Source organism: Streptomyces paradoxus, assembly GCF_014202475.1.
Classification (GTDB): domain Bacteria; phylum Actinomycetota; class Actinomycetes; order Streptomycetales; family Streptomycetaceae; genus Streptomyces; species Streptomyces paradoxus.
In genome coordinates this window covers 484835-509791 of record NZ_JACHGV010000006.1, presented here as the reverse complement: position 1 = coordinate 509791, position 24957 = coordinate 484835, and the positions used below count along the sequence as shown (strand labels likewise).

Genomic DNA, 24957 nt, shown 5'->3' with positions numbered 1-24957 from the left:
GTGCCAGTTGTTCTGCCAAGGGCATGGCTGGTTGGCTACGTTCGGGAGGGATAACCGCTGAAAGCATCTAAGCGGGAAGCCTGCTTCGAGATGAGTATTCCCACCTCCTTGAGAGGGTAAGGCTCCCAGTAGACGACTGGGTTGATAGGCCGGATATGGAAGCACGGTAACGTGTGGAGTTGACCGGTACTAATAGGCCGAGGGCTTGTCCTCAGTTGCTCGCGTCCACTGTGTTGGTTCTGAAACAACGAACAGTTGTCGGCTTTGAGTAGAACAAACAATTAAAGAGTGTGCTTGTTCGCTCGAAACCATTAGGGTTTCGGTGGTTATAGCGTAGGGGAAACGCCCGGTTACATTCCGAACCCGGAAGCTAAGCCTTACAGCGCCGATGGTACTGCAGGGGGGACCCTGTGGGAGAGTAGGACGCCGCCGAACAATCTTTGGAAGGACCCTTGGTCCCAGCGTTCAGCTGGGACCAAGGGTCCTTTTTTGTTTTTGCAGTGCGCGCTGGGCACCCGGCTGCGCGAGAATGACTTGCGGTACCGAAGACAGGAGTCACCATGTCCACCAACTCTCCCGACGACCGACCGGAGCGCGACCAGCGGCGACGGGAGGGGGACCGGAGCGACCGGAACGACCGCGGCGCTCAGCGCGGGAGCCGCGGCGGAGACCGTGGGGGCTTCCGGCGCGACAACGACCGAGGCGGCAGCGACCGTGGCGGCAGCGACCGTGGCGGCAGCGACCGTGGCGGGTTCCGTCGGGACGACCGCGGTGACCGCCCCGATCGTGGGGACCGTGGGGGTTTCCGTCGGGACGACAACCGTGGTGGTGGGTACGGCCGGCGTGACGACCGCGATCGCGGGCCGCGCAGGGACGACCGCGACCGTGGCGGGTTCCGTCGGGACGACCGCGGCGACCGCCCCGCCTTCCGGCGGGACGACCGCGATGACCGTGGTGAGCGCCGTGACGACCGGGACCGTGGGGGTTTCCGTCGGGACGACAACCGTGGTGGCGGGTACGGCCGGCGTGACGACCGTGACCGTGGGCCGCGCAGGGACGACCGCGACCGTGGCGGATTCCGTCGGGACGACCGGGGTGACCGTCCCGCCTTCCGGCGCGATGACCGTCGGGACGACAGGCGTGACGACCGACGCGACGACCGTCGTGGCGAACGGCGCGATGGCGACCGTGGTGGGTTCCCCCGTCGCGACGACCGGGACCGTGGTGGCTTCCGTCGCGACGACAACCGCGACCGCGGCTTCCGTGGTGACGACCGCGACCGCGGCTTCCGCGGCGGCGATCGAGACCGCCCCAGGGACGGTGACCGCGGCTTCCGGCGTGACGACCGCGGTGGCTTCCGTGGCCGGGACGAGCGCCGTGACGATCGCCGGGACGAGCGTCGCGGGGACGACCGCGGGGAGCGGGGCGGCTTCCGTCGCGACGACGCCGGCCGGGGCGGGCGTCCCGGGTTCCGTCGCGAGGACGGCCCCCGCAGCGACCGCGGCGAGTTCCGCCGTGACGACCGTCGCGACGACCGCCGTGGGGACGACCGCGGTGGCTTCCGTGGCCGTGACGACCGCGGCGGCCGCGGGCCGCGTCGGGACGACCGTGGTGACCGTCCGGCCTTCCGGCGTGACGGTGATCGGCGTGACGGCGACCGTGGCGGCTTCCGCGGCCGGGACGACCGGCGCGGCCCGGGCCGGTTCCGTGAGGAGCGGGACCGGGACCGGGACAGGGAGCCCATCAAGCGGCTGCCGATCCCCGAGGACGTCACGGGTGACGAGATCGACAAGGACGTACGGCAGGAACTGCAGAGCCTGCCCAAGACGCTCGCGGAGGACGTCGCCAGGAACCTGGTGATGGTCGCGCGGCTCCTCGACGAGGACCCCGAGGGCGCCTACGGCTACTCCAGGGTGGCGCTGCGGCTGGCCTCGCGTGTCGCCGCCGTCCGGGAGGCCGCCGGGTTCGCCGCGTACGCCAACCAGAAGTACGGCGAGGCGCTGGCCGAGTTCCGGGCCGCCAAGCGGATGACCGGGAACATCGACCTGTGGCCCGTCATGGCCGACTGCGAGCGCGGGCTCGGGCGGCCGGAGAAGGCTCTGGACATGGCCGGGGCGCCCGAGGTGCACAAGCTCGACAAGGCCGGGCAGGTCGAGATGCGGCTCGTCGCGGCCGGCGCGCGGCGCGACATGGGGCAGCTGGACGCGGCCATCGTGACGCTGCAGAGCCCGGAACTGGCCGCGAACTCCGTGCAGCCGTGGACCGCGCGACTGCGGTACGCCTACGCCGACGCGCTGCTCGCCGCCGGGCGGGAGGGCGAGGCGCGGGAGTGGTTCGCGAAGGCCGTCGAGGCCGACCGCGACGGCAGCACCGACGCCTCGGACCGGCTGGCCGAGCTGGACGGCGTGGAGTTCGTGGACGCCCTGGTCGAGGACGAGGACGAGGACGACGAGGCCCAGGCTCCGGACTCGCCGACGGCCGAGGAGGCCGACACCGAGGCCGACACCGAGGACGAGGACGAGCGCGGGGACGACAAGGACTGACGTCCGCAGGAGAAGGGGCGGGAGCCGGGCCGTGAGGCCTCGGGTCCCGCCCCTTCGTCGTGTCAGGGCCGCCGCGGTCCAGTCAGAGGTCCAGCGCCCGCAGGACCAGGCCCGTCGCCGGTTTCGGGCCGAACGACGTCGACTTGCGGGGCATCGTGACGCCCTGGCGGGCCAGGTCGCGGACGACCTCCTCGCGGACCGGGTGCATCAGAACGGCCGTCCCGCCGTCGCGTTCCGCCTTCTCCACCGTGGCTGCCGTGTCGTGGATGTAGGCGATGTGGGCGGGGGAGTCCTCGGGGATGCGCCAGACGTGCTCCAGGAGCGTGGCGTGCAGGACGGTCGCGTCGAGGGTGCGCCAGGCTGTCGGCCGGTCTGCGGGGATCGTACGGGCCAGCAGGCCGGGGTCCGGATGGTCGACGAGGTGGAAGGCACCGTCGCCGGCCAGCAGGAACGCGTTGCCGGAGCAGGCCGCGTCGGCCAGGGCTTCCAGGGCCTCGGGCAGGGGGGCTTCGAGCCGGCGTACGCGGAAACGGCCCTCCAGGGCTGCCACGGCCTCGGCGACCGGCAGGTCGTGCAGCAGGCGGTGGATGGCGCGGACCCGGAGCGGGTACCGGGCCGTGTCGACGAGGAGGACCAGGCCGTGGTCCCACGGGCTGGGGGAGGGGTGCTCCATGCGGAGGCGGCGGTAGGTCGCCCAGCGGTGGTGGCCGTCGGCGATGAGCGCCTGGTGGCTGCCGAGGCCGCTCTGGATCGCGGCCAGGTCCTCGGGGGAGGTGACCGACCACAGGCGGTGGTGGAAGCCGTCCTCCGTGGTGGTGGCGAGGAGCGGAGGCTGCTCGGCGGTGCGCTCGATCAGGTCGGCCGTGGCCGCCGTCGAGTCGTCGCCACGGTAGGTCAGCAAGAGCGGTTCGAGGTTGGCCGAGGTGGCGCGCATGAGATCGGCGCGGTCGGCGACGACGTGCGGCATGACGTCCTCGTGCGGCAGCACCACCTGCTCGGCGGGGTCCGACACGCGCAGGGCGCCGATGATGCCGCGCTGCAGCATGCCGTTGCCGTCGCGTTGCTCGTAGACGTAGAGGCCTGGTTCCGGGTCGGTGGTCAGGACGCCCTCGGACAGCCAGCGGCGCAGGGTGTCGGCGGCCCGTTCATTGCGGGCGCTGGGCGTGGCCGCCTGGGGGAGGATCAAGCGGACGATGTTGTGCGGGTCGGCGGCCTCGAGGTGGTGCAGGCCGTCGGGGCGCACCACGACGTCGTACGGCGGAGATGTGACGGCGGCAAGGCTGCCGACCCGGTCGGGGTCGTAACGAAGGCCTCGGAACGGGGTGAGTTCCAGGCCTCGGTGCGCCGTTGCCTCCGAGTGACCTGCTGAGTTCATCCCGGCATCGTACGGCTGTCAGTGCCATGGGGGATGATCGGGGGAAAGCCGTCGAACGAGGAGCGATGCTGGATGAGCCGGAGCGTCAGGACGAAGCCCGAGGGCAGTGGGCAGGCCCTGAGCGAGGCGTATGACACGGCGCTGCTCGATCTTGACGGTGTCGTGTACGCGGGCGGGAGCGCGATCGCGCACGCCGTGGAGTCGCTGGCCCGGGCCCGGGAGGGCGGTATGCGCCTGGCGTACGTCACGAACAACGCGCTGCGGACGCCGGACACCGTGGCCGGGCATCTCACGGAGCTGGGGATACCGACCGGCGCGGAGGACGTCATCACCTCGGCGCAGGCGGTCGCGCGGCTGATCAGTGAGCAGGTGCCGCAGGGCGCCAGGGTGCTGGTGATCGGCGGTGAGGGGCTGCGGGTCGCGCTGCGCGAGCGCGGGCTGGTGCCCGTGGAGTCGGCGGACGACGATCCGGCGGCGGTGGTGCAGGGGTTCGGCGGGCCCGATCTGCCGTGGGGCCGGTTCGCCGAGGCGTCGTACGCAGTGGCCCGGGGCGTGCCGTGGTTCGCGTCCAACACCGACCTGACGATTCCGAGCGGGCGGGGGATCGCGCCGGGCAACGGCGCCGCGGTGGAGGTCGTCCGGATCGCCACGGGTGCCGAGCCGCAGGTCGCGGGCAAGCCGCTGCCCCCGATGCACCGGGAGACGATCCTGCGGACCGGGGCGCGGCGGCCGCTGGTGGTGGGCGACCGGCTGGACACGGACATCGAGGGCGCGTTCAACGGGGACGTCGACTCGCTGCTGGTCCTGACCGGTGTCACCGACGGCGCGCAGCTGCTGGCCGCGCCGCCGCAGCACCGGCCGACGTATGTGGACGCGGATCTGCGCGGGATGCTCGGCCGTCAGCCGGAGGTCGTCGAGGCGGGCGAGGGCGGGTTCCGGTGCGGTGGCTGGACGGCGACGGCCGGTGCGGACCGGCTGGAGCTCGACGGGGAGGGTGAGGCTCCGGACGGGCTGCGGGCGTTGTGCGCCGCGGCGTGGACGGCGGCCGGTGAGGGTGTGTGCGAGCTGGACGGGGGGAAGGCGCTGGCGCGGCTGGGTATCTGAGTGTCTGTCAGCGCCCGGGCCGGGTACCCGGGGCGGGCCGGGAATCCGAATCTTGCTCGAATGCGAGGGTAGGCTAACCTAACTGCGTGTTGGTCGAGAGTCCCCCCGAACAGCGCGCGGAGACCGCCCCCGCGCCCCCGGCCCGACGGGCGGTGCGCGCCTTCGGGCTGCTGCTGTCCGTCGCGATCCTGGTGCTCGTCGCGCTGGCGAGTATCGCGATCGGTGCGAAAGAGCTGTCCCTCGGCCAGGTCTGGCACGGCCTGTTCGAGGAGTCGGGGACCTACGGGGACGTCGTCGTGGCGGAGCGGCTGTCGCGGACCGTGCTCGGGCTGCTCGCGGGCGCCGCGCTCGGCCTGGCCGGGGCGGTCCTGCAAGCCCTCACGCGCAACCCGCTGGCCGACCCCGGTCTGCTCGGCATCAACGCCGGTGCCTCCGCCGCGGTCGTCACGGCGATCACGTACTTCGGGGTCACCTCGCTCAGCGGCTACGTCTGGTTCGCGTTCTTCGGCGCGGCCGCGGTCGGGGCGCTGGTGTGGTTCCTCGGTGGCAGCCGGGGGGCGACGCCGGTGCGGCTCGCGCTCGCCGGTACGGCCATCAGCGCCGCGCTGTACGGCTACCTCCAGGCCGTGATGATCATGGACGAGGCGGCGCTCGGCAAGATGCGGTTCTGGACGGTCGGTTCGCTGGCCTCGGCGACCGACTCGACCATCACGCAGGTCCTGCCGTTCCTGCTGACCGGTACGGTCCTGGCGCTGGCTCTGGCCCGGCCGCTCAACGCGATGGCGATGGGCGACGACACCGCCAAGGCCCTGGGCGCCGACCTCAACCGCACCCGGGCGCTGTCCATGCTGGCCGCGACCGTGCTGTGCGGGGCCGCGACCGCCGCGTGCGGGCCGATCGTGTTCGTCGGGCTGATGGTGCCGCACGTGGTGCGCTCCTTCACCGGGCCCGATCTGCGCTGGATCCTGCCGTACGCGGCGATCCTGTCGCCCGTGCTGCTGCTCGGAGCCGATGTCATCGGCCGGATCGTGGCCCGGCCCTCGGAGCTCCAGGTGGGCATCGTCACCGCGATCCTCGGCGGCCCGGTGTTCATCTTTCTCGTACGACGGCGGAGGACGGCGCAGCTGTGAAGACCACCAACCGTGCCGTGCGGACCCCCGGCGGGCTCTCGATACGCCTGGACGTGCGGGCCGTCACCGTCGTGCTCCTGCTGATCCTCGCGGCGCTCGTGGCGAGTGTCGTGCTCATCGGCACCGGCGACTTCCCGATCCCGGCCGCCGACGTGCTGCGGACGCTGGCCGGCGAGGGCAATCCGGGCCAGGAGTTCATCGTCACCGAACTGCGGCTGCCGCGGGTCCTCGTGGGGCTGCTGGTGGGTGCCTCGCTCGGACTGGGCGGGGCCCTGTTCCAGGCCATCTCCCGCAATCCGCTGGGCAGTCCGGATGTGCTCGGTCTCGGGCAGGGGGCGACGGCCGGCGCCCTCGTGGTGATCGTGCTGGGCTCCGGGAGCGCCAACCAGGTCGCGGCCGGGGCGCTGGCGGGCGGCCTGGTGACCGGGCTCGCCATCTATGTGCTCGCCTGGAAGCGGGGGGTGCACGGCTACCGGCTGGTCCTGGTCGGTATCGGCGTCTCCGCGATCGTCACGGCGGTCAACGGGTACCTGCTCACCAAGTCCGACATCGTGGACGCGGCCCGCGCGGTCGTGTGGATGACCGGGTCCCTCGACGGGCGGGACTGGGACCAGGTGTGGCCGCTGCTCGCGCTGACCGCCGTGCTGGTGCCGCTCGTCCTCGTCAACGCGCGCGGGCTGCGGATGATGGAGATGGGCGACGACGTGTCGTACGCCCTCGGGGTGCGGGTCGAGCGCGTGCGGCTGCTGCTGATGGTGGCGGCCGTGCTGCTCACCGCGTCCGCCACCGCCGCGGCAGGCCCGGTGAGCTTCGTCGCGCTCACCGCGCCGCAGCTGGCCCGGCGCCTGACCCGCTCGCCCGGGCCGAACCTGCTGCCCTCGCTGTGCATGGGCGCCGCCCTGCTGGTCATCGCCGACTGGGTCTCGCAGCGGGCGTTCGGCGCCGAACAGCTGCCCGTGGGCGTGGTCACCGGTGTGCTCGGCGGGGTCTACCTGCTGTGGCTGCTGGTCAGCGAGCGCAGGGCGGGCCGGATATGAGCACCGGTGCGGAGAAGAGCACCAGCAGCGGACTGAACAACCAAGGGAGCACCGTGAACCGCCTGTCCGCCGAGAACGTCACCCTCGCCTACGACCAGCGGGTCATCGCGGAGCAGTTGTCGGTGGAGATACCCGACAACTCCTTCACCGTGATCGTGGGCCCCAACGCGTGCGGCAAGTCGACGCTGCTGCGGGCGCTGTCGCGGATGCTCAAGCCGAGCGAGGGGCGGGTGCTGCTAGACGGCCAGGTCATCCAGTCGATGGCCGCGAAGAAGGTCGCGCGGACGCTCGGTCTGCTGCCCCAGTCGTCCATCGCGCCCGAGGGCATCACGGTCGCCGACCTGGTCGGCCGGGGCCGCTACCCGCACCAGGGCATCCTGCGCCAGTGGTCGGCCGAGGACGAGCGCGTCGTCCAGGAGTCCATGCGGCAGACCGGCGTCGCCGAACTCGGCGACCGCTACGTCGACGAGCTCTCGGGCGGCCAGCGCCAGCGCGTGTGGATCGCCATGGCGCTCGCCCAGCAGACGCCGCTGCTCCTCCTCGACGAGCCGACGACGTACCTGGACATCCAGCACCAGATCGACGTACTGGACCTGTGCGCGGAGCTGCACGAGGAGCAGGGGCGCACGCTCGTCGCCGTGCTGCACGACCTGAACCACGCCGCCCGCTACGCCACCCACCTCATCGCGCTGCGCGAGGGCCGGGTCATCGCCGAGGGCGCGCCGAAGGACATCGTCACGGCCGGTCTGGTCGAGGAGGTCTTCGGGCTGCGCTGCCAGGTCATCGACGACCCGGAGACGGGCACGCCGCTGGTCGTGCCTGCGGCGCGCAAGGCCCGCGCCCAGGCCTCGGCCGGGAAGGTCTCGGCTACAGAAGCTTCCTGAGCTGGAGCAGGTCCCGCACGCCCGCGTGCAGTTTCACCCGGCCGGAGCCCCAGGCCTTGGCGAAGCTCAGCTCGCCGCCGACCAGCGCCACCAGGTCGTCGCCGGTCATGGCGAGTCTGATCTCGGCCTTGCCGGGCGGCGGCCCGGGCACGGTGTCGTGCACCTCGATCCGCCCGCCGCGCATCCGGCCGACGAAGGTGACGTCGAGATCCGTGATGTGGCAGCTCACCGAGCGGTCCAGCGCCGCGGCGTCGCGGACGTCCCCTTCGGCACGCTGCATGTTGTCCGAAAGCTTGTCGAGTGCGCTGCGGCACTCCTCGATCGTGGCCATCGCGACCGACGGTACCGCAGCGGTTCGCGGTAGCGTCGGGGCATGAACGACGCAGTTCCGGAGACCCCGCCGGTGGCGGAGGACGAGCCGGCGTACGACCCCGCCGCCCCGGCCCCCCTGAACGTGCCGCGCACGCCCACCGGCGACGCCGGTGTGGACGCGGCCCTGGACCGGCTCGGCGACGCGGACCACCTCGCCACGGACGGGCACCTCGAGGTGTACGAGGATGTACACCGGGGGCTGCGCGACGCGCTCACCGCGCTCGACGTACGCCCGGGACCTCCGGCTCCCGGGCGTCACCCGACCACCACCCCTCAACGAGACCCTTCGGGTCGCCCCCTCTGATCGCCGCCTGGACCTAGGAGCTGAACCGAACGTGGCAGGAGTCGCACGCCGCCGTCTGGACGCGGAGCTGGTCCGCCGGAAGCTCGCGCGTTCGCGCGAGCACGCCGCGCAGCTGATCGCCGGCGGGCGGGTCTCCGTCGGCAAGACCGTCGCGACCAAACCCGCCACGCAGGTGGAGACCGCGGCCGCGATCGTGGTGGCCCAGGACGACAGCGACCCCGACTACGTCTCGCGCGGCGGCCACAAACTGGCCGGCGCGCTCGCGGTGTTCGGGCCGCAGGGCCTGGCGGTCGAGGGGCGCAGGGCGCTCGACGCGGGCGCGTCCACCGGCGGTTTCACCGATGTCCTGCTGCGGGCGGGCGCCGCCCACGTCGTCGCCGTGGACGTCGGATACGGACAACTCGCGTGGTCCCTGCAGAAGGATGAACGCGTCACCGTCAAGGACCGTACGAACGTACGCGAGTTGACGCTTGAAGCGATCGATGGGGAGCCAGTGGATCTTGTCGTGGGGGATCTGTCCTTCATCCCGCTCGGGCTGGTCCTGCCCGCCCTGGTGCGGTGCGTGAAGCCGGACGCCGATCTGGTGATGATGGTCAAGCCGCAGTTCGAGGTGGGCAAGGAGCGCCTCGGCAGCGGGGGAGTGGTACGCAGTACCCAGCTGCGGGCCGAGGCGGTACGGGGGGTGGCCGAGAAGGCCTGGGGGCTGGGGCTCGGGGTGAAGGGCGTGACGGCCAGTCCGCTGCCCGGGCCGTCGGGGAATGTCGAATACTTTCTGTGGCTGCGGTCCGGGGCACCGGAACTGGACCCGGCCGAGGCAGACCGTGCAGTGGCGGAGGGGCCGCGTTGACCGAGAACCGAGCTCGTACTGTTTTCCTGCTCGCCCACACGGGGCGGCCCGCCGCCGTGCGCAGTGCCGAGCTCGTGGTGAAGGGGCTGCTGCGCTCCGGCCTCGGCGTGCGCGTCCTGGAGGCGGAGGCGCGCGATCTGCCGCTGCCGGCCGAGGTGGAGCTGGTCAAGGAGGCCACTCCGCAGTGCCTCGACGGCTGTGAGCTGCTGATCGTGCTGGGCGGTGACGGCACGCTGCTGCGCGGTGCCGAGTTCGCGAGGGCGTCGGGTGTGCCGATGCTCGGCGTCAACCTCGGTCGCGTCGGGTTCCTCGCGGAGGCCGAGCGTGACGACCTCGACAAGGTCGTCGACCGGGTGGTCACCAAGGCGTACGAGGTCGAGGAGCGGATGACCGTCGATGTCGTCGTGCACCGCAATGGGGACATCGTGCACACGGACTGGGCGCTGAACGAGGCGGCCGTGCAGAAGGTGTCCGCCGAGCGGATGCTGGAGATCGTCCTGGAGATCGACGGGCGTCCGGTGACGGGGTTCGGCTGCGACGGGATCGTGTGTGCGACGCCCACGGGGTCGACGGCGTACGCCTTCTCGGCGGGCGGGCCGGTGGTCTGGCCGGAGGTCGAGGCGCTGCTGATGGTGCCGATCTCCGCGCACGCGCTGTTCGCCAAGCCGCTCGTGACATCGCCGGATTCTGTGTTGGCTGTGGAGGTTCTGCCCCACATTCCGCCCGGGGTGCTGTGGTGTGACGGGCGGCGGACGGTGGAGTTGCCGCCCGGGGCGCGGGTGGAGGTGCGGCGGGGGGCCGTGCCGGTGCGGCTGGCGCGGCTGCACCACGCGTCCTTTACGGACCGTTTGGTGGCGAAGTTCGCGCTGCCGGTTTCCGGGTGGCGGGGGGCGCCTCACTAGCGGTTTGCGGGGGGTGGTTCCGCTTCGTCGGCGGGTGCGGGCGGATTGTGGCTGTTCGCGCAGTTCCCCGCGCCCCCGAGGAAGGGGCGCCGCCACACTCGTGGGTGACAACAGTGGGCCAGTCGCAATCCGTGGCTGGGACCTCGTAAGGTCGTGTCCGTGTTGGAGGAGATGCGGATACGGTCGCTGGGCGTGATCGACGATGCTGTCGTCGAGCTGTCGCCCGGGTTCACCGCGGTCACCGGTGAGACGGGTGCGGGCAAGACCATGGTGGTCACCAGCCTGGGGTTGCTGCTGGGCGGGCGGGCCGACCCGGCGCTCGTGCGGATCGGGGCCGGGAAGGCCGTCGTGGAGGGGCGGATCACCGTCCCCCGGGACGCCGCGGTCGCCGTACGCGCCGAGGAGGCCGGGGCCGAGCTCGACGACGGGGCCCTGCTGATCAGCCGTACCGTCTCCGCCGAGGGGCGCTCACGGGCGCACCTGGGCGGGCGCAGCGTGCCGGTGGGTGTCCTGGCCGAGCTCGCCGACGAGCTGGTGGCCGTGCACGGGCAGACCGACCAGCAGGGGCTGCTCAAGCTGTCCCGGCAGCGGCAGGCGCTCGACCGGTACGCGGGCGACGCGGTCGCCGGGCCGCTGGCCAAGTACGGCGAGGCGTACAAGCGGCTGCGGGCCGTCGCCGCCGAACTCGACGAGATCACCACCCGGGCCCGTGAGCGGGCCCAGGAGGCCGATCTGCTGCGCTTCGGGCTCGACGAGATCGCCGCCGTCGAACCACGCGCGGGTGAGGACGTGGAGCTGGCCGAGGAGGCCGAGCGGCTCGGGCACGCCGAGGCGCTGGCGTCCGCCGCCGCGGTCGCGCACGCCGGTCTCGCGGGCAACCCCGAGGACCCGGAGGGCGTGGACGCCGGGACGCTCGTCGCGGGCGCGCAGCGGGCCCTGGACGCCGTTCGGTCGCACGACCCGGCGCTGGCCGCGCTGGCCGACCGCATCGGGGAGATCGGGATCCTGCTGCGTGACGCGGCCGGCGACCTGGCGGGATACGCCGACGACCTGGACGCCGATCCGCTGCGGCTGGCGGCCGTCGAGGAGCGGCGGGCCGCGCTCACGGGGCTGACGCGCAAGTACGGCGAGGACATCGCCACCGTGCTGGCCTGGGCCGAGCAGAGCGCCGCCCGGCTGACCGAACTGGACGGCGACGACGAGCGGATCGGGGAGCTGACCGCCGAGCGGGACGCGCTGCGGTCCGAACTGGGCGGGCTGGCGCAGGCGCTGACGGACGCCCGGACGGAGGCCGCCGAGCGGTTCGCCGCCGCCGTGACCGCCGAGCTGGCCTCGCTCGCCATGCCGCACGCGCGCGTGTCCTTCGACATCCGGCAGACCGAGGACCCCGACGGCGTCGAGGTCGGCGGGCGCCCGGTCGCCTACGGCCCCGCCGGCGCCGACGAGGTCGAGCTGCTGCTCGCCCCGCACCCGGGGGCGCCGCCCCGGCCGATCGCCAAGGGCGCGTCCGGCGGTGAACTGTCGCGGGTGATGCTGGCCGTGGAGGTCGTGTTCGCGGGCACGGATCCGGTGCCGACGTACCTCTTCGACGAGGTCGACGCCGGGGTCGGCGGCAAGGCGGCGGTCGAGATCGGCCGGCGGCTCGCACGGCTGGCGAAGACCGCGCAGGTCGTGGTCGTGACTCATCTGCCCCAGGTGGCCGCCTTCGCCGACCGGCAGCTGCTGGTCGAGAAGACCAACGACGGGTCCGTGACCCGCTCCGGCGTCAAGGTCCTCGAAGGCGAGGACCGGGTCCGGGAGCTGTCCCGCATGCTCGCCGGCCAGGAGGACTCCGAGACGGCCCGGGCGCACGCGGAGGAGCTGCTGGCGGCGGCCCGGGCGGACGGCTAGCCGGAGCGGCGCACCGGCGGTGGTGCGGCAAGGCCGGGAGGGGCGCCCGATTTCACTCGTGTGGGTGACCCGGCCCGGGGCATTCCCCCCGCTGCCGCGCCCCGCCGCGGCAGCGCAGGGACTCGGGCGTGCCCGGAACCCCCTTGTGTCCTGGCATCCTTGGCGGAGTACGCGTCGTGACCGCCCGACCCGAACCAGGAGCCCGGCCACGTGACCCCCGTGAGCAGCCACTCACCGCATGGCCAGTCGCCGCTGCGCACCGTGCAGGTTCTGGGCGGAGGCAATGCCGCCAGCAGTGCGCATGTGCGCTCGCTGGCCGCGGGGCTCGTCGCGCGGGGCGTGAAAGTCACGGTGTGCGCCCCTTATGAGGCCGATCGCGCCTATGACTTCAGCGGTGCCGGGGCCGACCACGTGCACGTGCCGCGCAGCAGCGACCCGGTGTCGGTGGCCGCGCTGCGGGCGGCCTGCGCCAACGCCGATCTGGTGCACGCGCACGGGCTGCACGCCTCCTTCCGTACCGTGCTCGCCCTCAGCGGGCGGCGCGTGCGTACTCCGCTGGTGGTGACGTGGCACGACCGGGCGCACGCCGACGGGGCGCGTGCCCACATGCTGCGCGTGCTGGAGCGCAGGGTCGTGAAGGCGGCCACGGTGGTGCTGGGGACGACCTCGGCGCTCGTGGACCGGGCCCGGCTCACCGGCGCGCGGGACGCCCGGCTGGCCGCGGTCGCGCTGCCCGGTCCCCCCAGGTCCCGCGAGCCCGACGACCCCGACCGGCGACGGCCCAAGGTGCGCGCCGAACTCGGCGCCATCGGACGGCCGTTGCTGATGGCCGTCGGCTCCTTGGAACGCCACCGCGGATACGACGTGCTGCTGGACGCCGCGCGCGCCTGGCGCCGCCTCGATCCCGTGCCGCTGGTCGTGATCGCCGGGGAGGGCCCGCTGCGCGGTGAACTCCAGGGGCGCATCGAGGAGGAGGGGCTGCCGGTCCGGCTCATCGGGCGGCGCGACGACATCACCGACCTGCTGGCCGCGGCCGATCTCGCCCTGCTGCCGAGCCGCTGGGAGGCGCGCTCCGTCCTCGCCCAGGAGGCCCTGTACGCACGCGTGCCGCTCGTCGCGACGGATGTCGGCGGCATCCCCGAACTCGTCGGCGACGCGGCCGAACTCGTCCCGTACGGGGACGCCAGGGCCCTCGCCGACTCCGTCGTCCGGCTGCTCGGAGACCGGGCGCGCCGGGACCTGCTGGCGGACAGGGGAGCCCGGCAGGCCGCCACCTGGCCGACCGAGGACGAGACGGTCGCCCAAGTGCTCAGCGTGTACGACGAGTTGACTCAGCCCCTGCCCCTCTCCTAGCAGTCCTACGGGACGTGCCTGCGGGCCCGCAGGGCCAGGCTCAGGGCCAGCACCGTCTGCGGGTCGTCGAGGTCCGTGCCCAGCAACTCCCCGATGCGGGCCAGGCGGTTGTACAGGGTCTGGCGGTTCAGATGCAGCTCGCGGGCCGTCTCCGCCTTGCGTCCCGCGTGGGCGAGGTAGGTCGCGAGCGTGGGCAGCAGCGGCGGCCGGGAGCGGCGGTCGTGCTCCAGCAGCGGGCCGAGGGCGCGGTCGACGAAGGCCGCCAGGTCCTGGTGGTCGCGCAGCCGCCACAGCAGCAGGTCGATGTCCAGGCGGCGGGCGTCGTACCAGGGCCGGTCCGGCAGGCCCTGGGCCGCCGTGGCCGTCTCGGCCGCGTGCCGCAGACCCGAGGCCGCCGCCGGCCAGCCACCGGCCGTCCCCACGACCATCACGGGCGGCTGCCCGCCCGGCCGCGGCAGCCCGGCCCGGCCCACACCGGCCCGCAGCGCCACCGCCACCCGGTCCGCGACCGCCGCCCGCTCCGACTCCGCGCGCAGCCCGAGCAGCACCAGCACCCGGCCCTCCACCGGCCGTACCCCGAGCAGCACCGGCACGCCCACCGACGCCAGCTCCTCGGAGACCGCCCGGGCCAGCACGGCCCAGCCACCCCCGCTCTCGGCTCCACCGGAGCGGGCGCCGCCCCCGTCCGGGGACAGGGCGTCCCCGAGCCGCATGACCACCGGCAGCAGCGGGCCGCTGCCCGGCCGGAAACCCAGCACGCGGGCCTGCGCCGGGGCGTCCTCCGCCGTGACCCGGCCCTCGGCGAGGTCGGTGAGGAAGTCGCCGCGCCCGCGCGCCGCCAGTTCCTCCTCCTGGCGGGCCTGCATCAGCACCACGGCCAGGATGCCCGCGGCCCGCTCGGCGGCCATCCGGTGCACCGGCGCCAGGGGAGTCCGCACGGGCAGCAGGATGAGCCGCGCCCGGACGCCCCCGCTGCCGGGCCCCCCGCCCGGCACGTCCACGAGCACCGAACCCGCGAGCGGCGGCTCGTCCTTGTGCTGGCCGCGCAGCCCCTCCCACACCTGGAGCGGGTCCGCGCCCTCGGGCCCGGACCCGGCCGCGTACAGCAACTGCCCGTCCGCCGTCTCCAGGAACACGGGGTTCCCGGCGAAGTCGGCGAGGATGCCCAGCACTTGGGGCACCCCGCCGCCGCTCAGCAGGGCCTGGGTGCACCGCCGGTGCACCTCCTCGGCCCGCTGCAGCAGCGCGTAGTGGCCGTTGACGATCTCGGTGTGCACCTCCTCCGTGACCGTGACGAAGGGCACCTCGCGGTGCAGCTGGACGAGCGGCAGCCCGGCGGAGCGTGCCGTGTCGACGAGGGCCGCGGGCAGCCGGGTGAAGCGCGGACCGAGCTCCACGACCAGGGCCGCGATGCCGCGCTCGGCCAGGGTGCGCACGAACGCCCGCTGCTCGGCGGGGCGGGTGCCGAGGCCGTAGCCCGTGGTCAGCAGGAGTTCGCCGCCCTTGAGCAGGGAGGCGATGTGCGGCACCTCGCCGGCGTGCACCCAGCGCACGGTCCGACCGAGCCGCTCGGCGCCCGCCAGCACCTCGGGCAGCCCGCTGCGCAGCCCCGGCAGCTCCAGCGCCCGCTGCACGGTGATCCCGGCGCCCTGGGTGTCGTAACCGCTGTCCGTACCGCTGTCCATGGTCCGGACGCTACCCGCGCGGGTGCCTCCCGGACATCTTCGGCGGGCACCGAAACGATCACCTTCCGGAAGTCGCGCCGGATCTCCCCGGATTAGCGGGTGATCGACCGGGTACGGGCGCCGTCATGGACATGAGCGTGGTGGCGGTAGGTCGGGAGGACGACAGTCCGGTCGAGGAACCGTTGCGGGTCGCGGTGCTCGCCGACCGGCTCGGCTACCGGGAGGTCTGGGCGGGCGAGGGACCCACGTGGGACTCGTTCGTCCTGGCGGCGGCGATCGGCGCGGCCACCGAGCGGGTCACGCTGACCGCCGGGCCCGTACCGGTGTCGGTGCGCGATCCGCTCACCATCGTCCGGGGCGCCGCCTCCACCGCGGCCGTCACCGGCCGGCCCGTCGGCGTGGCCCTGGGCACCTCCAGCAAGCGGGTCGTCGAGGGCGTGCACGGCCGGCCGCGGACCCGGCCCGCGGCGGCCCTCGCGGAGTCGGCGGCGGCCGTACGGGCGCTGATGGACAGCGTGCCGGGCGAGCCGATCGTGCCCGGCAGCGGCTTCCCGCGCCGCCTGCCACCGCCGGGCGGCATGGTCACCGTCGCCGCGTTCGGGGAGCGGGCGGTCGCCGCCGCCGTCGCGCACTCCGACCGGATGCTGCTCGACCTCGTCTCGCCCGAGCAGGTCCGCATGCTGCGCGGCCGGATGCTCGCGGCCGCCGAGAAGGCGGGCCGTACGCCGCCGCGGCTGGCCGCCTGGCTCCCGGCCGCCGTCGATCCGGAACCGGAGACGCTCACGCAGGTCCTGCGCAGCGTCGTCGGCTACCTCGCGGTGCCGGGCTACAGCGACATGTTCGTGGACGCGGGGTTCGCCGAGGTCGTCGAGCTGGCCGCCAAGGGCGCCGACGCCGGCACCCTGCTGCGGGCGCTGCCGTCCGAGGCGGCCGGCACGGTCGCCCTCGTCGGTGACGCCGACACCGTCCGCGCCCGCATCGCCGCCTACGCCGAGGCCGGACTCGACGAGATAGCCCTGGTCCCGGCCACGGCCGGTGATCCCGCGGGGGAGCGCACGCTCACGGCCCTCAGGCCGGAGTGAGATCCCCGCGGGCCGCCCGGCTCAGCCGCCGTACGCGCCCGAAGCCGTCAGACGCAGGGCCGTGTCGATGAGCGGCACGTGGCTGAAGGCCTGCGGGAAGTTGCCGACCTGGCGCTGCAGGCGCGGGTCCCACTCCTCGGCCAGCAGACCGAGGTCGTTGCGCAGGGACAGCAGCTTCTCGAACAGCTTGCGGGCCTCGTCGACGCGGCCGATCATCGCCAGGTCGTCGGCCATCCAGAACGAGCAGGCCAGGAACGCGCCCTCGTCACCGGGCAGGCCGTCGACGCCCTCGTCGCCGCCCGAGGTCGGGTAGCGCAGGATGAAGCCGTCCGGGGTGGACAGCTCCCGCTGGATCGCCTCGATCGTGCCGATGACCCGCTTGTCGTCCGGCGGCAGGAAACCCATCTGCGGGATCAGCAGCAGCGAGGCGTCCAGCTCCTTGGAGCCGTACGACTGCGTGAAGGTGTTGCGCTCCTTGTCGTAGCCCCGCTCGCACACGTCCCGGTGGATGTCGTCGCGCAGCTCCTTCCAGCGCTCCAGGGGGCCGTCGGCGTCGCCGGACTCGATCAGCTTGATCGTGCGGTCGACGGCGACCCAGGCCATCACCTTGGAGTGCACGAAGTGGCGGCGCGGGCCGCGCACCTCCCAGATGCCCTCGTCCGGCTCCTGCCAGTGGTCCTCCAGGTAGCGGATCAGCTTCAGCTGGAGCAGCGAGGCGTAGTCGTTGCGCGCGAGGCCCGTCATGTGGGCCAGGTGCAGGGCCTCGGTGACCTCGCCGTACACATCCAGCTGGAGCTGGTGGGCCGCGCCGTTGCCGACCCGGACCGGGCTGGAGTTCTCGTAGCCCGGCAGCCAGTCCAGCTCCGCCTCGCCGAGCTCGCGCTCACCGGCGATGCCGTACATGATCTGCAGGTTCTCGGGGTCGCCGGCCACCGCCCGCAGCAGCCACTCGCGCCAGGCGCGGGCCTCCTCGCGGTAGCCGGTGCGCAGCAGCGAGGACAGCGTGATCGCCGCGTCGCGCAGCCAGGTGTAGCGGTAGTCCCAGTTGCGGACGCCGCCGATGTCCTCCGGCAGGGAGGTGGTGGGCGCGGCGACGATGCCGCCGGTCGGGGCGTACGTCAGGGCCTTCAGCGTGATCAGCGAGCGGACCACGGCCTCGCGGTAGGGCCCGTGGTACGTACAGTGGTCGACCCACTCGCGCCAGAAGTCCTCCGTCGCCTCCAGCGACTGCTCCGGCTCCGGCAGCGGCGGCGGCTCCTTGTGCGAGGGCTGCCAGGAGATCGTGAACGCGATCCGGTCACCGGGCGCGACCGTGAAGTCCGCGTACGTCGTCAGCGACTTGCCGTAGGTCTCGGCGGATGTGTCGAACCACACGGAGTCGGGACCCGCGACGGCCACCGTGCGCCCCTCGTGCTTGTGCACCCACGGCACCACCCGTCCGTAGGAGAACCGCATCCGCAGCGCCGAGCGCATCGGCACGCGGCCCGAGACGCCCTCCACGATCCGGATCAGCTGCGGGGCGCCGTCACGCGGCGGCATGAAGTCCGTCACCCGGACCGTGCCCCGCTGGGTGTCCCACTCGGACTCCAGGATCAGCGAGTCGCCCCGGTAGCTGCGCCGCGCGGCGGTGGGGGGCTGCTGGTCGGAGGCGTACGCGGGGCCGAGCCGCCAGAAGCCGTGCTCCTCGGTGCCCAGCAGGCCGGCGAAGATGGCGTGCGAGTCGAAGCGGGGCAGGCACAGCCAGTCGACTGTGCCGTCCCGGCAGACCAGGGCAGCGGTCTGCATGTCTCCGATGAGTGCGTAGTCTTCGATGCGCCCGGCCACGTGCAACTCCAGTCGAACGGCCACGTCACCCCACGAGGGGGCTGTCGCTAGTGCGGTCAAGGGGTTTCAGCAAGTCTTGCAATGCGGCGTTGAGCGATGAAGCAAAACAGGTCACTCAGCCGTGATGCAAAGCGCCAATTGTTGCTCAACGAACTGACGAGCTCATGTTGTTCCGGTGGTTACGGGCGGGGGGTGGTGCCGTTGGGCCGGACGGGCTCGGCAGCGAGTGTCCGAGCAGGATACGACGCACGCGGATGATCCGGGTGCCCGTCCGGACAAGGCGAGTACGCCGAACGAGTGAGCAACGGGTGAGGAAGCGGTGAGCACGGTCGCCTCCGTGTCGGGATGTGTGCGGAGCGTGGCCGGAAGCCATCGCCCCGCGGCGCTGATACGCTGGTAGCCCGTGGACCGGTGGGCCCCTTCCCGACAGGGAACCCCCGAACCGCAGCGTCGGCACCCCGGATTCCTCCGGCGGGCAGCCGCACCGCACCCCCAGACCGCGACCACGGGAGCCCCGTCTTGGCCATGCCGCCCGCCGCTTTTCGTAATTCGACGACCAAGCACATCTTCGTCACCGGGGGTGTCGCCTCCTCGCTGGGCAAGGGCCTGACGGCCTCCAGCCTCGGCATGCTGCTCAAGGCCCGCGGTCTGCGCGTCGTGATGCAGAAGCTCGACCCGTACCTGAACGTGGACCCGGGCACGATGAACCCCTTCCAGCACGGTGAGGTGTTCGTCACCAACGACGGTGCCGAGACCGACCTGGACATCGGCCACTACGAGCGCTTCCTCGACCGCGACCTCGACGGCTCCGCCAACGTCACCACCGGCCAGGTGTACAACACCGTGATCGCCAAGGAGCGGCGCGGCGAGTACCTGGGCGACACCGTGCAGGTCATCCCGCACATCACCAACGAGATCAAGCACCGCATCCGCCGCATGGCGACGGACGAGGTCGACGTCGTGATCACCGAGGTCGGCGGCACGGTCGGCGACATCGAGTCGCTGCCGTTCCTGGAGACCGTCCGCCAGGTCCGTCACGAGGTCGGCCGTGACAACGTCTTCGTCGTCCATATCTCGCTCCTGCCGTACATCGGTCCCTCGGGTGAGCTGAAGACGAAGCCCACCCAGCACTCGGTTGCGGCCCTGCGCAACATCGGTATCCAGCCGGACGCCATCGTGCTGCGCTGCGACCGCGAGGTGCCCACCGCGATCAAGCGGAAGATCTCGCTGATGTGCGACGTCGACGAGGCCGCCGTGGTGGCCTGCCCCGACGCCCGCTCGATCTACGACATCCCGAAGACGGTGCACGGCGAGGGCCTGGACGCCTACGTCGTCCGCAAGCTGGACCTGCCGTTCCGCGACGTCGACTGGACGACCTGGGACGACCTGCTCGACCGCGTCCACAACCCCGACCACGAGATCACCCTCGCCCTGGTCGGCAAGTACATCGACCTGCCCGACGCCTACCTGTCGGTCACCGAGGCGCTGCGCGCCGGCGGCTTCGCCAACCGGGCCCGCGTGAAGATCAAGTGGGTCACGTCCGACGACTGCAAGACCCCGGCGGGCGCCGCGGCGCAGCTCGGCGACGTCGACGGCATCTGCATCCCCGGCGGCTTCGGCGACCGCGGTGTGCTCGGCAAGGTCGGCGCGATCAAGTACGCCCGCGAGAACAAGATCCCGCTGCTGGGCCTCTGCCTCGGCCTGCAGTGCATCGTGATCGAGGCCGCGCGCAACCTGGCCGACATCACCGACGCCAACTCCACCGAGTTCGACCCGGCCACCTCCCACCCGGTCATCTCCACCATGGCCGAGCAGCTCGACATCGTCGCCGGTGAGGGTGACATGGGCGGCACCATGCGGCTCGGCATGTACCCGGCCAAGCTGGCCGAGGGCTCGATCGTGCGCGAGGTGTACGACGGCAAGGAGTACGTCGAGGAGCGCCACCGGCACCGCTACGAGGTGAACAACGCCTACCGGGCCGAGCTGGAGAAGCAGACGGGCATCCAGTTCTCCGGCACCTCGCCGGACGGCAAGCTCGTCGAGTACGTCGAGTACCCGCGCGACGTCCACCCGTACCTGGTCGCCACGCAGGCCCACCCGGAGCTGCGCTCGCGCCCGACGCGCCCGCACCCGCTGTTCGCCGGGCTCGTCAAGGCCTCGGTCGAGCGGAAGACTTCGAAGTAACACACCAGTTGTACGGTGGCCGGGGTGCATCCCTTCAAAGGGTGTGCACCCCGGTTTCGTTTCGGCAGGTCGTGTGGCACGTGGAAGGACAGGCATGACGATCAAGGACGCCCCGGAGGAGTGGGAGATCCGGGCGACTCAGACTCCCTTCGTGGGCAACAAGACCTCCGTCCGCACCGACGACGTGGTCATGCCCGACGGCACCGTGGTCGGCCGTGACTACCAGGTCCACCCCGGCTCCGTGGCCGTCCTCGCCCTCGACGAGGACGACCGCGTGCTGGTGCTGCGCCAGTACCGCCACCCCGTGCGCCACAAGCTGTGGGAGATCCCGGCCGGACTGCTCGACGTCCCCGGCGAGAACCCGCTGCACGCCGCGCAGCGCGAGCTGTACGAGGAGGCGCACGTCAAGGCCGAGGACTGGCGGGTGCTGACCGACGTCTACACCACGCCCGGCGGCTGCGACGAGGCCGTCCGGATCTTCCTGGCACGTGACCTGTCCGAGGCCGAGGGCGAGCGGTTCGCGGTCGAGGAGGAAGAGGCCGACATGCTGCTCGACCGGGTGCCGGTCGAGGACCTCGTACGGGGCGTGCTGGCCGGCGAGCTCCACAACAACTGCCTCGTCGTGGGCGTGCTGTCCCTGGTCGCCGCGCGGTCCGGCGACGGGCTGGACGCCCTGCGCCCGGCCCAGGCTCCGTGGCCGGCCCGTCCGTTCGAGGCGTAGCGCTCCGCCGGGGGTGCCGTGCTGTTGTCGGTCGGGTGCGGCACCGTCGTGGCTTGTCGCGCGGTTCCCCGTGCCCTTTCGGGCACGGTCGGTCCTACGATCCGCTGATCCGATCGGGGGAAGTGGCCGTCCTCCCCGCCGTGCTCCACCCGGAACGTTGCAGAGCGTGAACTAGGCTCTGGGGCACGCCCGAACCGGAGTCCCGGCGGGCTCGCGTGTGCGGTGGGACGGGAGTGTGGCCCGTGGCGGATCAGGTCGTGGAGACAGGCGACGTGCGGCCGGCCGGGCGCGCTGCCGGGGATATCGAGTTCCTGGGCCGCACACGGGAGTTGAAGGAACTGCGCGCCGACATCGAGCGCGCCGGACTGGACACCCTGGCCGGCCGCAAAGCACCCCGCGCGCGCGTGCTGCTCATCGCCGGCCGGCCCGGCTCGGGCCGCACCGCACTCGCCGAGGAACTCGTCCGGCAGGTTGCGGACCGTTACCCCGACGGGGTGCTGCGGGCGAGCCTGACCGAGCCCGGCGGCACCCCGGTCCCCGTCGGACGTGCCGCCCGTGACCTCCTCACCGCGCTGGACACGCCGGCGCCGGCCGGGGCCTGCGAGGACGACCTCACCGACGCCCTGCGCACCGCCCTGGCCGACCGCCGCGCCCTGCTCCTGCTGGACGACGCGGCCGACGCCGAGCAGGTCGACGCCCTGCTGCCCGACACCCCGGACTGCCTCGTCGTCGCGGTCTCCGAAGGCCCGCTGACCGGCATCTCCGACGTCCGCCCCTGCACGCTGGGCGGCCTGGACGCCAAGTCGGGGGTGGAACTGCTGACCCGGCACACCGGCTCGGTCCGCATCACCGTCGACCCCCGGGCCGCCGAGGGACTCGCCGAGGAGTGCCAGGGGCAGCCCGCCGCACTGATGCTCGCGGGGGGCTGGCTCGCGGCGCGCCCGAAGGCCGCCGTCTCCGACCTCGCCAAGCAGCTGCGCGCCGAGGACTCCGAGGGCACCGCCCTGACCCGGGTCTTCCGGCTCGCCTACGCCGCCCTGCCCGCCGGTGCCGCCCGGATGCTGCGCCTGCTGGCCCTCGCCCCGGCCGGACTGGTCGACCCGCAGACCGCCTCCGCACTCGTCGGCTGCTCGGTCGGCAGCGCCCGCCCCACTCTCGACGACTTCGTCGACCTGGGCTTCCTGCACGCGGTGGACTCCCCGATTCCGCAGTACGAGGTGCCCGGCTGCCTGCACCCCCAGCTGCGGATCCTCGCCGAGCACCACGAACGCCCCGCCGAGCTCCAGCTGGCCCGTGCTCGCATGCTGGAGCGGATGGTACGGCTGCTCCAGGCCTGCCGGGCGATCACCGAGACCGACAGCCCCCAGGCGCGCCAGAAGCTCCTCGACATGCCGAGCGCCCTGCGCTTTCCCACCCCGCGGGCGGCCGCCGACTGGCTGCGCCTGACCCGGCCCGCGCTGCTGGCCTCGGTCCGGCTCGCGGTCGCCGACGGGGAGCTGGACACCCTGGCCCGGCGGCTGATGACCCAGCTGGTCCGGGCGATGGCGGCCCACATCGGCACCCAGGCCGCCGCCGCTGACCTCTACGACATCCACAGCCTCGTCCTCGGCATCGCCGAGCGCCGCAAACTGCCCCGCGAGCGGGCCGCGGCCCTGCTCAACCTCGGCGACCTGGACGCCCGCTCCGGCCGGACGGCCGACGCCCTGACGCGCTACCGGGCCGCGCTGGACGCCGGGCGCGAGGTGAACGACCCGTACGCGACCGGCCGCGCGATGGAATCCGTAGGCGGCGCACACCTGGAGCTCGGCGACTACGACCGGGCCACCGACTGGTTCGGCCGCGCGCTGGTCGAGCGGCTCGCCCGGGGCGAGCGCGCCGAGGCCGCCCGGCTCTACGGGCGGATCGCCGCCGCCCACACCCTCGCGGGCCGCTACGGCGAGGCCCTGCGGAACTGGCGCGCGGCGGTCGCCGGGCACCGCAAGAACGGCGATGCGGCCGCCCAGGCACGCGCCTTGAGCGAGCTGGCGCGGGTGCAGGAGTACGCGGGCCGGCGCGAGGAGGCGCTGCGCACCTGCCGGGAGGCGGTGGAGTGGGCGCGGCGTGCCGAGGACCCGCGCCTGCAGGCCGCCCTGCATCTGCGGGTCGCCGACACCCTGGAACACCTGGGTGATCCCGCCTCCGCCGGACTGCACCGGGCCGCCGCCGAGCGGATTCTCGGCGACTCAAACCTTCAAAATGACCCTGACGCCTGCGAAATCCGTACCGCATCAGCTGAAGATTGATGCAATGAAAGGCTAGACAGCGAGAACACCTTCATTAGACTGGCTCTGCCGCACGTTCTCCTGCGGTCTCTCCCGGTGTGCCCGTGCGTGCCCGGGTATGTCCTAGTAAGACCCCCCATACCCTCTGAGCCAAGGACCGTGATCGACGTGAAGGTCGGCATCCCCCGCGAGGTCAAGAACAACGAGTTCCGGGTGGCCATCACCCCCGCCGGCGTGCACGAGCTGGTGCGCCATGGCCACCAGGTCGTCATCGAGCGCGGCGCCGGCGTCGGCTCCTCGATCCTGGACGAGGAGTACGTGGCCGCGGGCGCGCACATCCTGGACACCGCCGACGAGGTGTGGGCCGCCGCCGACCTGCTGCTGAAGGTCAAGGAGCCCATCGCCGAGGAGTACCACCGCCTCCGCAAGGACCAGACGCTCTTCACGTACCTGCACCTGGCCGCCTCCAAGGAGTGCACGGACGCCCTCCTGGAGTCCGGCACCACCGCGATCGCCTACGAGACCGTCGAGCTGCCGAGCCGCGCGCTGCCGCTGCTCGCCCCGATGTCCGAGGTCGCGGGCCGCCTCGCCCCGCAGGTCGGCGCCTACCACCTGATGCGCGCCAACGGCGGCCGCGGCGTGCTGCCCGGCGGCGTCCCCGGCGTGCTGGCCGGCCGCGCCGTGGTGATCGGCGGCGGTGTCTCCGGCTGGAACGCCGCGCAGATCGCCATCGGCATGGGCTTCCACGTGACCCTGCTCGACAAGGACGTCAACAAGCTCCGCGAGGCCGACAAGATCTTCGGCACGAAGATCCAGACCGTCGTCTCGAACGCCTTCGAGCTGGAGAAGGCCTGCCTGGAGGCCGACCTCGTCATCGGCGCGGTCCTGATCCCCGGCGCCAAGGCCCCCAAGCTGGTCACCAACGAGCTCGTCTCGCGCATGAAGCCCGGAAGTGTCCTTGTCGACATCGCGATCGACCAGGGCGGCTGCTTCGAGGACTCCCGTCCGACCACCCACGCCGAGCCGGCCTTCCAGGTCCACAACTCGGTCTTCTACTGCGTCGCCAACATGCCCGGCGCGGTGCCCAACACCTCCACCTACGCGCTGACCAACGCGACGCTGCCGTACATCGTCGAGCTGGCCAACCACGGCTGGGCGGACGCGCTGCGCCGCGACCCGGCGCTGGCCAAGGGCCTCAACACCCACGACGGCAAGGTCGTTTACCGCGAGGTCGCCGAGGCGCACGGAGTGGAGCACGTGGAGCTGTCCTCGCTGCTCGGCTGAGCCGCCCGACCGCCCTCGACAGCCGGTAAGTCGGTTAAGTAACCAACCGGCAAAGGCGATACGTCAACACGGGTCGTCAACGCCGCGCATCCGGCCGGACCTTGCCGACAAGGTCCGGCCGGATGTGTGTATGGTCACTTCGCGATTCTCGCGCAACTCGCCTCGAACGTAACCC

At 72.7% G+C, this 24957-nt stretch carries 20 protein-coding genes and 2 rRNA genes; 18 read left to right on the top strand and 4 right to left on the bottom strand.

Annotation, left to right across the window (positions count from 1 at the left end; all coding sequences use genetic code 11):
* The 4 genes from HNR57_RS22685 to HNR57_RS39195 form a co-directional block, all read left to right on the top strand.
* Positions 1-213, top strand: a 23S ribosomal RNA gene (locus tag HNR57_RS22685); the annotation flags it as partial.
* Positions 214-318: 105 nt separating this feature from the next.
* Positions 319-435: ribosomal RNA gene (rrf, locus tag HNR57_RS22680) — 5S ribosomal RNA — on the top strand.
* Positions 436-714: 279 nt separating this feature from the next.
* Positions 715-1860 carry a hypothetical protein gene (locus HNR57_RS39200; RefSeq protein ID WP_221342899.1) on the top strand — a complete coding sequence of 382 codons (1146 nt, stop codon included), beginning with the start codon at positions 715-717 and terminating at the stop codon, positions 1858-1860.
* Complete coding sequence (locus tag HNR57_RS39195) at positions 1752-2543, top strand: tetratricopeptide repeat protein (protein WP_221342898.1); 792 nt, start codon at positions 1752-1754, stop codon at positions 2541-2543. The genes HNR57_RS39200 and HNR57_RS39195 overlap by 109 nt, the downstream gene beginning before the upstream one ends.
* Positions 2544-2625: 82 nt before the next feature.
* Here the strand turns inward: HNR57_RS39195 and HNR57_RS22670 are convergent, their stop codons facing one another.
* Positions 2626-3918 (bottom strand): DUF1015 domain-containing protein, encoded by a 1293-nt coding sequence (locus HNR57_RS22670; protein ID WP_184562181.1) that lies wholly within the window; start codon positions 3916-3918, stop codon positions 2626-2628.
* Between the two features lie 72 nt (positions 3919-3990).
* Between HNR57_RS22670 and HNR57_RS22665 the strand changes: the two genes are divergently transcribed.
* The 4 genes from HNR57_RS22665 (at position 3991) to HNR57_RS22650 (ending at position 8073) form a co-directional block, all read left to right on the top strand.
* Positions 3991-5022, top strand: coding sequence for an HAD hydrolase-like protein (locus HNR57_RS22665; RefSeq protein WP_184562179.1), 1032 nt, complete (start codon positions 3991-3993; stop codon positions 5020-5022).
* A gap of 86 nt (positions 5023-5108) precedes the next feature.
* Positions 5109-6152 (top strand): FecCD family ABC transporter permease, encoded by a 1044-nt coding sequence (locus HNR57_RS22660; protein WP_184562177.1) that lies wholly within the window; start codon positions 5109-5111, stop codon positions 6150-6152.
* The gene (locus HNR57_RS22655) at positions 6149-7189 is read left to right on the top strand and encodes a FecCD family ABC transporter permease (RefSeq protein WP_184562175.1); all 1041 of its coding nucleotides are present in this window, start codon (positions 6149-6151) and stop codon (positions 7187-7189) included. Before HNR57_RS22660 ends, HNR57_RS22655 begins: the two co-directional genes overlap by 4 nt.
* Positions 7186-8073, top strand: a complete 888-nt coding sequence (locus HNR57_RS22650; protein WP_184562173.1) for an ABC transporter ATP-binding protein — start codon at positions 7186-7188, stop codon at positions 8071-8073. Before HNR57_RS22655 ends, HNR57_RS22650 begins: the two co-directional genes overlap by 4 nt.
* On the opposite strand, the gene HNR57_RS22645 is transcribed toward HNR57_RS22650, so the two are convergent.
* Positions 8057-8404, bottom strand: a complete 348-nt coding sequence (locus HNR57_RS22645) for a sterol-binding protein (protein ID WP_184562171.1) — start codon at positions 8402-8404, stop codon at positions 8057-8059. The genes HNR57_RS22650 and HNR57_RS22645 overlap by 17 nt on opposite strands.
* Before the next feature lie 42 nt (positions 8405-8446).
* Between HNR57_RS22645 and HNR57_RS22640 the strand changes: the two genes are divergently transcribed.
* The 5 genes from HNR57_RS22640 to HNR57_RS22620 all read left to right on the top strand — a co-directional run bounded on the left by HNR57_RS22640 (position 8447) and on the right by HNR57_RS22620 (position 13741).
* Positions 8447-8749, top strand: coding sequence for a hypothetical protein (locus HNR57_RS22640; protein ID WP_184562169.1), 303 nt, complete (start codon positions 8447-8449; stop codon positions 8747-8749).
* 31 nt (positions 8750-8780) lie between these two features.
* Complete coding sequence (locus tag HNR57_RS22635; protein WP_184562167.1) at positions 8781-9596, top strand: TlyA family RNA methyltransferase; 816 nt, start codon at positions 8781-8783, stop codon at positions 9594-9596.
* Complete coding sequence (locus HNR57_RS22630; protein ID WP_031112347.1) at positions 9593-10498, top strand: NAD kinase; 906 nt, start codon at positions 9593-9595, stop codon at positions 10496-10498. The genes HNR57_RS22635 and HNR57_RS22630 overlap by 4 nt, the downstream gene beginning before the upstream one ends.
* 171 nt (positions 10499-10669) lie before the next feature.
* Positions 10670-12388, top strand: coding sequence for a DNA repair protein RecN (gene recN / locus HNR57_RS22625; RefSeq protein WP_184562235.1), 1719 nt, complete (start codon positions 10670-10672; stop codon positions 12386-12388).
* 210 nt (positions 12389-12598) lie between these two features.
* Positions 12599-13741, top strand: coding sequence for a glycosyltransferase family 4 protein (locus HNR57_RS22620; protein WP_184562165.1), 1143 nt, complete (start codon positions 12599-12601; stop codon positions 13739-13741).
* 5 nt (positions 13742-13746) lie between these two features.
* Here HNR57_RS22620 and HNR57_RS22615 read toward each other — a convergent pair whose 3' ends face one another.
* Positions 13747-15426, bottom strand: coding sequence for a PucR family transcriptional regulator (locus HNR57_RS22615; protein ID WP_184562163.1), 1680 nt, complete (start codon positions 15424-15426; stop codon positions 13747-13749).
* A gap of 125 nt (positions 15427-15551) precedes the next feature.
* Between HNR57_RS22615 and HNR57_RS22610 the strand changes: the two genes are divergently transcribed.
* Positions 15552-16508, top strand: a complete 957-nt coding sequence (locus tag HNR57_RS22610) for an LLM class F420-dependent oxidoreductase (RefSeq protein ID WP_184562161.1) — start codon at positions 15552-15554, stop codon at positions 16506-16508.
* A gap of 21 nt (positions 16509-16529) precedes the next feature.
* On the opposite strand, the gene HNR57_RS22605 is transcribed toward HNR57_RS22610, so the two are convergent.
* Positions 16530-18332 carry a glycoside hydrolase family 15 protein gene (locus tag HNR57_RS22605; RefSeq protein ID WP_184562233.1) on the bottom strand — a complete coding sequence of 601 codons (1803 nt, stop codon included), beginning with the start codon at positions 18330-18332 and terminating at the stop codon, positions 16530-16532.
* Positions 18333-18857: 525 nt separating this feature from the next.
* Between HNR57_RS22605 and pyrG the strand changes: the two genes are divergently transcribed.
* The 4 genes from pyrG (at position 18858) to ald (ending at position 24782) form a co-directional block, all read left to right on the top strand.
* Positions 18858-20516: a CTP synthase gene (pyrG, locus tag HNR57_RS22600; protein ID WP_033312764.1), complete on the top strand. Its 1659-nt coding sequence runs from the start codon at positions 18858-18860 to the stop codon at positions 20514-20516.
* Between the two features lie 94 nt (positions 20517-20610).
* Positions 20611-21237, top strand: coding sequence for an NUDIX domain-containing protein (locus HNR57_RS22595; RefSeq protein ID WP_184562159.1), 627 nt, complete (start codon positions 20611-20613; stop codon positions 21235-21237).
* A 242-nt stretch (positions 21238-21479) separates the two neighbouring features.
* Positions 21480-23519 (top strand): tetratricopeptide repeat protein, encoded by a 2040-nt coding sequence (locus HNR57_RS22590; RefSeq protein WP_184562157.1) that lies wholly within the window; start codon positions 21480-21482, stop codon positions 23517-23519.
* A gap of 138 nt (positions 23520-23657) precedes the next feature.
* Positions 23658-24782, top strand: coding sequence for an alanine dehydrogenase (gene ald, locus HNR57_RS22585; RefSeq protein WP_184562155.1), 1125 nt, complete (start codon positions 23658-23660; stop codon positions 24780-24782).
* Positions 24783-24957 lie beyond the last annotated feature (175 nt).

Excerpts from the sequence above, each read along its gene's own strand:
- HNR57_RS22670 (WP_184562181.1), bottom strand. The coding sequence starts at position 3,918 with ATGAACTCAGCAGGTCACTCGGAGGCAACGGCGCACCGAGGCCTGGAA.
- HNR57_RS22665 (WP_184562179.1), top strand. The coding sequence starts at position 3,991 with ATGAGCCGGAGCGTCAGGACGAAGCCCGAGGGCAGTGGGCAGGCCCTG.
- HNR57_RS22650 (WP_184562173.1), top strand. The coding sequence starts at position 7,186 with ATGAGCACCGGTGCGGAGAAGAGCACCAGCAGCGGACTGAACAACCAA.
- HNR57_RS22645 (WP_184562171.1), bottom strand. The coding sequence starts at position 8,404 with ATGGCCACGATCGAGGAGTGCCGCAGCGCACTCGACAAGCTTTCGGAC.
- HNR57_RS22640 (WP_184562169.1), top strand. The coding sequence starts at position 8,447 with ATGAACGACGCAGTTCCGGAGACCCCGCCGGTGGCGGAGGACGAGCCG.
- recN (WP_184562235.1), top strand. The coding sequence starts at position 10,670 with ATGCGGATACGGTCGCTGGGCGTGATCGACGATGCTGTCGTCGAGCTG.
- HNR57_RS22615 (WP_184562163.1), bottom strand. The coding sequence starts at position 15,426 with ATGGACAGCGGTACGGACAGCGGTTACGACACCCAGGGCGCCGGGATC.
- HNR57_RS22610 (WP_184562161.1), top strand. The coding sequence starts at position 15,552 with ATGGACATGAGCGTGGTGGCGGTAGGTCGGGAGGACGACAGTCCGGTC.
- pyrG (WP_033312764.1), top strand. The coding sequence starts at position 18,858 with ATGCCGCCCGCCGCTTTTCGTAATTCGACGACCAAGCACATCTTCGTC.
- HNR57_RS22595 (WP_184562159.1), top strand. The coding sequence starts at position 20,611 with ATGACGATCAAGGACGCCCCGGAGGAGTGGGAGATCCGGGCGACTCAG.